The organism is Clostridium sp. 1001270J_160509_D11 (assembly GCF_015667935.1).
Lineage (GTDB): Bacteria > Bacillota > Clostridia > Peptostreptococcales > Peptostreptococcaceae > Intestinibacter.
This window is the reverse complement of sequence record NZ_JADPET010000156.1, coordinates 1-6,554: the sequence shown is the minus strand read 5'-3', so window position 1 is coordinate 6,554 and position 6,554 is coordinate 1. Positions and strand designations below refer to the sequence as shown.

Annotated in this window: 4 protein-coding genes; all 4 read left to right on the top strand. The window is 29.3% G+C overall.

Annotated features, from left to right (window positions below; all coding sequences use genetic code 11):
- The first annotated feature begins 138 nt into the window (after positions 1-138).
- Positions 139-2,073, top strand: coding sequence for an elongation factor G (locus I4U58_RS11960; RefSeq protein WP_195931574.1), 1,935 nt, complete (start codon positions 139-141; stop codon positions 2,071-2,073).
- 287 nt (positions 2,074-2,360) lie between these two features.
- Positions 2,361-2,954 (top strand): UvrB/UvrC motif-containing protein, encoded by a 594-nt coding sequence (locus I4U58_RS11955; RefSeq protein ID WP_195931573.1) that lies wholly within the window; start codon positions 2,361-2,363, stop codon positions 2,952-2,954.
- Between the two features lie 11 nt (positions 2,955-2,965).
- Entirely contained in the window at positions 2,966-3,955 is a 990-nt protein-coding gene (locus tag I4U58_RS11950) for a hypothetical protein (RefSeq protein ID WP_195931572.1), read from the top strand.
- 57 nt (positions 3,956-4,012) lie between these two features.
- On the top strand, positions 4,013-6,460 hold the full coding sequence (locus I4U58_RS11945; protein ID WP_195931571.1) for an ATP-dependent Clp protease ATP-binding subunit: 2,448 nt from the start codon (positions 4,013-4,015) through the stop codon (positions 6,458-6,460).
- Positions 6,461-6,554: the final 94 nt, after the last annotated feature.

The window sequence follows — 6,554 nt, the reverse complement described above, 5'->3', positions numbered from 1 at the left end:
TTTCATTTCTTCAACCGGGAATAATTCTGGAGCAGGCATACCTCCAGCAAATGATATAACTTCTGGTCTTTGAGTAAATAAAAATATTAAGGAAATCAACGACTTAAATTTTTATAACAAACAAAGGTAGGTGCTCTTATGAAAGTATATGATAGTAACGATTTAAGAAATATTGCAATTTTAGGACATAGTGGTTGTGGTAAAACTAATTTAATCGAAGCGATAGCATACACTGCTAATCTTACAAATAAGATACCACAATTAAGCGATAAAACTAATATGACTTATAGTATGGGACTAGTACCAGTAGAATACAATGGTATCAAATATAATTTATTAGATACTCCTGGATACTTCGACTTTTGTGGAGAAGTAATTTCTTCTCTAAGAGCTTGTGCAGCTGCAGTTATAGTAATAGATGCAACAAATCCGATACAAGTAGGAACAGAAAAGTCACTAGAATTTACCGAAAATATGCCGAAAATAATGTTTATTAACAAAATTGATAACGAAAAAGCTAGATACAAAGATGCAATAGACATGTTAAGACAAAAATACGATAAAAAAATAGTACCAATGATAATACCTGAATACAAAGACAAACAATTTGTCAAATTACATAATATACTAGATAACTTACAAGAAGCATTTGATGGAGATTTTGAACAACAAGCATTAGCAATAAAAGAAGGTCTTATGGAACTTGTTGCAGAAGCTGACGATGCTTATTTAGATAAATATTTTAGCGGAGAAAGATTTACTGAAGAAGAATTACAAAAAGGAATCACTATAGGTATAAAAAGAGGGGATATCATCCCAGTTATCTGTGGTTCAACTATAAATAATATAGGAACAAAAGAAATATTAGAGACATTAGAATCTTACATTTATCCAGGTCACACAGATAGCGATTCACCATTTAGAGGACAAGTATTCAAGACAATGGTTGACCCATTCACAGGAAAATTGTCTTACATAAAAATAATAGAAGGAACTCTAAAAAAAGACATGGACATCATAGATATAACTCAAGATAAAAAAGAAAAAATATCTAATATATATACAACAGTAAATGGAAATTTAGAAGAACTTCAAGAGGCAAAAGCAGGTGACATAGTAGTAGTAACTAAAATTTCATCATTAAAAACAGGAGATACTATAGCAGAAAAAGCAGATGCTATACCATTACCTCCAATCGAATTGCCAAAACCACAAATTTATTATGCAATTGTTCCTAAAAATAAAGGGGACGAAGAAAAAATTGCTTCTTGTTTAAATAAAGTTTCAGAAGAAGACCCAACTATACACTGGTACAGAAATCCTGAAACAAAACAAACTCTTGTTGGTGGCCAAGGTGAACTACACATAAAAACAATTAAAAAACAAATGAAAGAAAAATATGGAGTTGATTTTGATATAGAAGATATTAAAGTTGCCTATAGAGAAACAATAAAAGGAACTTCAGATGTACAAGGTAAACATAAAAAACAATCTGGAGGACGTGGACAATATGGTGATGTTAAGATAAGATTTTCAAGATCAGCACAAGATTTTGAGTTCTCAGAAGAAATATTCGGTGGTTCTGTTCCAAAATCATATATACCAGCAGTAGAAAAGGGATTAAAAGATTCTATGCAAAAAGGTATATTAGCAGGTTATCCAGTTACAAATATTAAAGCTGTATTATATGATGGTTCTTACCATGATGTAGACTCTTCTGAAATGGCATTCAAAACTGCCGCTTCAATAGCATTCAAAAAAGGTATGCAAGAAGCAAAACCAATTTTATTAGAACCTATAATGAAATTAAAAATAACAGTTCCAGAGGAATATATGGGAGATGTTATGGGGGATATAAATAAAAGAAGAGGTAGAATATTAGGTATGGAACCTAATGACAAGGGCAAACAAGTTATATTTGCCGAAGCACCTCAAAGTGAAACATTTAAATATGCTATAGACTTAAGAGCTATGACTCAAGGTAGAGGTCAATTTGAAATGGAAATAGAAAAATATGAAGAAGTTCCAGGTCAAATAGCTAAAAAAATAATTGAGGAAGCTCAAGATAATTAATATTTAAAATCATCTAAAGGGGACTTGTACAGCGTTAATTTGTATAGGTTCCTTTTTGTTGTGAATGAATATAAAAAAGTATATAATTATAAATAATAGTCAAAAAGCATATTAATAGCTTTATAAATAGTAAAATAATAATAGCAAATAAATTAATCTGCATTGAATTAACATAAAAGAGGGAATAATAATATTATGTGTTATAAAGAAGTCTAAATATTTAGACATTCAATATAAAATAATTGAAAAATATTAGCATGGCTATTTTATTTATGAGGAGGGATAATATGTTGTGTCAAAAATGTAATAAAAAAGTAGCTACAGTTTTTATAAGTACAGTTGTTAATGGTAAGAATAGTCAAATGTACTTATGTACAGATTGTGCAAAAGAATTTCATGATAGCATGAGTCCTGACATGCAAATTCCTTTTCCTATAAATGATATTTTATCGAATATGGAGTTTAATGAAGATACAATAAACAATTTGATAAAAGATTTAAAGGAAATAGAAGATAAAAATGTAGTCGAAGGGGTAAATGGTATTGATAATACAGAATCTTCACAAAAAAATGAAGAAAAAGTAGATATTACATGTAGTGTTTGCAATACTTCTTTTGAGGAATACAAAAAAACAGGAAAATTAGGATGCAGTAAATGTTATTCAACTTTTGAAAAACAATTAAAACCTATATTAGAAGGCATTTATGGCTATTCAGAACATATAGGTAAATTTCCTAAAAATAAATGCAAAGATACAGAAGTTATTAGAACAGTTGAACAATTAAAAGAACAATTAAATATAGCCATCCAAGAAGAAGAATATGAGCAAGCTGCTAAACTTAGAGATGAAATACTACAGTTAGAAGCCAACGATATTTAGGAGGAATTTATATGGAACAAAGTGCAGTAATGAAGTCAAAAATAGAGATAGCAAGAAATTTAAAGGGTTACTCATTTCCGCATAAGTTATCTAGTAAAGAAGCTGATATTATAATAGATAAAGTAAAAAACACTTTATCCAACTCAAAATATGAGTTTATTTTACATAGAAAAAATGATTTAAGTGAAATAGAAATAAATGCACTTATAGAAATGGAATTAATAGATGATAACTTATTAGAAAGTCAAAATGCAGCATTACTTATTAATACAGATAAAACAATATGCATATTAATAAATGGACTAGACCATATAAAAATCCAAGTAGTTGGTAATAATGACATTAAAGGCTTATATGAAATAGGAAATGAAATAGATGATATATTAGAATCAAATTTAGAATATGCCTTTGATAAAGATTTAGGATATTTAACAACATGCCCTGTTAATGTAGGGACAGGGCTTAAGATAACTAATACTATACATATACCATCTATAGAAAAATTAAAACAAGTAGATGATTATTACAAAATAGCACATAAAATAGGTGTTAACTTTAAAGGGGTATATGGAAAAACAAAATCCATATTAGGAAGTTTATACACTATATCTAATAGCATAATGCTTGGAAGGTCTGAATCTAATATAATCCAAAGCGTAGAAAGTATGTCAAAGGATTTAAGTAAAAGGGAATATGAATCAAGAGAAGTATTAAAAAATCTTGAAAAAATAAACTTAGAGGATGAAATTTTTAGATCTTTAGCAATTTTATCTAGTGCTAGAGTAATTACAAACTCAGAGTTAATGCAATGTTTGTCTAATGTTAAATTAGGGATAGAAATGGGTTATATAGAAGATGTAAGCCTAGAAAAAATAACAAAACTAATGACAGGAAGACAACCTTACTTAAAAATTATAAGTGCATATGATGAAGAGAATAAAATAGAAAGAGCAACTTATATTAGAAGGGAATTTAGTTTAGCTAATAGAAATAATAAATAATATTATTTCTGTCTATACAGATTAATTATCAGTATAGCATCGATAGGAGGGATTGGTATGTACTTCAATAGATTTACTCAGGGGGCCAAAACTGCTATAAATCTTGGCAAAAGTTATGCTAAAGGCTTGGGGCATAGAGTAGTAGGAACTGAACACTTAGTAGTAGGACTTTTAAGAGAAAAAGATGGAATTGCAGCAAGAGTTCTTAAAAGTTTAGGAATAGATATTAATACATTTGAGAATAAATTAGTTGAAATAGAAGGTAGAAATAATCCAGTTGAAGAAGATATACCTTTAAGCCCACGCTCAAAGCAAATTTTAGAAAAAGCCGCTGTTTTTGCCAATAAACTAAAAACTAATTACATAGGTACAGAGCATATATTATTAGCTATTGCCCAAGAAGGTGAAGGACTAGGTATAAAATTACTTAGCAGTTTAGGTGCAGATCAAAGAGACATAGTAGAATCAATTATGAAAATGATGGGAGTTGAAAATTATTCAATGGAACCAGCTAAAAAGAGTGATACAAATAAAGAAGAATCTTCAAAATCAAAATTATTAGATAAATATGGTGTTAACCTTACATCAGAGGCTAACAAAGGAAAAATAGACCCAGTTATATGCAGGGAAAAAGAAATTCAAAGAGTAATCCAAATTTTAAGCAGAAGAACAAAAAATAATCCAGTATTAATTGGAGACCCCGGAGTTGGGAAAACTTCTGTAGCTGAAGGATTAGCTATAAATATTTCTAGAGGAAGAGTGCCAGATACATTAAAAGACAAAGCACTATATACTCTAGATATGGGGAGTTTGTTAGCAGGAGCTAAGTATAGAGGTGAATTTGAAGAAAGAATCAAACAAGTAATCGATGAAGTAAGAGAAAAAGAAAACATAATACTTTTTATAGATGAATTACATACAATTGTTGGAGCTGGATCAACAGGAGAAGGTTCAATAGATGCATCAAATATTTTAAAACCTGTATTAGCAAGGGGAGAAATGCAAATAATAGGAGCAACAACTATTGATGAATACAGAAAACATATAGAAAAAGATGCAGCACTAGAACGTAGATTCCAACCTGTTTTAGTAGAAGAACCTAGCAAAGAAAATACAGTAAAAATCTTAAAAATTCTTAGAGATAGATATGAAGCACATCACAAAGTAAAAATAACAGACGAAGCTATAGATGCAGCAGTAGATTTATCTGTAAGATACATAACCGATAGATTTTTACCAGATAAAGCAATTGACTTGATTGATGAAGCAGGTTCAAAAGTAAGATTGAAAGAAAATACTCCACCAGAAAACATAAAAGAATTAGAAGAAAAAATAGAAAGTATAAATAATGAGAAGGAAGAGGCAGTTAGATGCCAAAACTTCGAAAAGGCAGCTAAAGTTAGGGATGAACAAAGAAAGTTAAAAGAAGAATTAACGCAAGTTAGGGAAAAATGGAATAACTCTACAAAAGACAAAGATACAGTTAATGCTGAAGTAATAGCAGATATAGTTTCTATGTGGACTGGAATACCAGTAAATAAAATCGTAGAGGAAGAAGCCGAAAAATTATTAAATATGGAAAATATCTTACACAAAAGAGTTGTAGGACAGGATGAGGCAATAAAATCTATTGCAACTGCTATAAGACGATCTAGAGCAGGAATAAAAGACCCAAGTAAGCCAATAGGTTCTTTCCTATTTTTAGGACCAACAGGGGTAGGTAAAACAGAACTAAGTAAAGCTTTAGCAGAGGCACAATTTGGAGATGAAAATCAAATTGTAAGAATTGATATGTCTGAATACATGGAAAAACACGCAGTATCTAGATTAATAGGTTCTCCTCCAGGTTATGTAGGATATGATGAGGGTGGTCAACTTACAGAACAAGTTAGAAAAAAACCATATTCAGTAATATTATTTGATGAAATAGAAAAAGCTCATCCAGATGTATTTAATATTTTATTACAAATATTAGATGATGGTAGACTTACAGATTCGAAGGGGAGAACTGTAGACTTTAAAAATTGCATCATTATACTTACTTCAAATGTTGGAGCTACTACAATTAAAAAACAAAAACGATTAGGATTTGGAGTTGTAAATGAAAAAGATGCACAAAAAGATGAATATGAAAAAATGAAAGAAACTATTATGGTTGAACTTAAAAAACAATTTAGACCTGAATTCTTAAATAGAATAGATGATATAATAGTATTCCATTCATTAACTAAAGAAGACATATCTAGCATAGTTGTCTTAATGTGCAAAGAATTAATAAATAGATTAAAAGATTTAGATATTAATTTAGAAATGGAACAAGATGCAATAGATTTGATTTCAAAAGAAGGTATTGACTTAGAATATGGTGCTAGACCATTAAAAAGAGCAATACAAAATAATTTAGAAAATGAATTATCAGAATTGATTTTACAAAGAACTATTAAACCAGGCGACGATGTAGTTGCTAGTGCAAAAGATGGCAAGATGGTGTTTAATGTTAAATAAAATTATTAAAAAGTTGTATAATTATTTAATGGGGGAGTTGAAACTCCCCTATTTTAAATAATAGATTTAAGAATAGAAAAATGTATATATATAA

Excerpts from the sequence above, each read along its gene's own strand:
- I4U58_RS11960 (WP_195931574.1), top strand. The coding sequence starts at position 139 with ATGAAAGTATATGATAGTAACGATTTAAGAAATATTGCAATTTTAGGA.
- I4U58_RS11955 (WP_195931573.1), top strand. The coding sequence starts at position 2,361 with ATGTTGTGTCAAAAATGTAATAAAAAAGTAGCTACAGTTTTTATAAGT.
- I4U58_RS11950 (WP_195931572.1), top strand. The coding sequence starts at position 2,966 with ATGGAACAAAGTGCAGTAATGAAGTCAAAAATAGAGATAGCAAGAAAT.
- I4U58_RS11945 (WP_195931571.1), top strand. The coding sequence starts at position 4,013 with ATGTACTTCAATAGATTTACTCAGGGGGCCAAAACTGCTATAAATCTT.